The organism is Streptococcus oralis (assembly GCF_001588645.1).
Taxonomy (GTDB): domain Bacteria; phylum Bacillota; class Bacilli; order Lactobacillales; family Streptococcaceae; genus Streptococcus; species Streptococcus oralis_AB.
The window spans coordinates 1-315 of record NZ_LAYF01000039.1 but is presented as its reverse complement, the minus strand read 5'-3'; the positions used below and the strand labels follow the sequence as shown (position 1 = coordinate 315).

The following is a 315-nucleotide window of genomic DNA, read 5'->3' as shown; positions in this document are numbered from 1 at the left end:
TAAGGGGTAAATGGGTAGATGGTGGTCGTTACTATGTAGGAAACGATGGTGTGCGACAACCAAAACCAGCAGCCGGGAATCCATACTCAGCAGCTTTAAAGACAGCACAAGATTATAATAGGATTCATTTGTCAAAAAAAAGAATTTATGAGATGTTAATTTATGAAGGTTTTAATAGTGACACTGCACAATATGCTATCAATCATTTGCAAGCAGACTATAAGGCGAATGCCTTAGCTCAAGCAAGAGAATACCGAAAGAATGCCAATTTATCAAAGACAGAAATTTATGAGAGGCTAACTTCTCCTTATTTTA

1 protein-coding gene is annotated in these 315 nt (G+C 36.8%); it reads left to right on the top strand.

Annotated elements, in window-relative coordinates:
- On the top strand, positions 1 to 315 hold a 315-nt coding region (locus tag A0739_RS09735), incomplete at both ends, for an Ltp family lipoprotein (protein WP_196755726.1).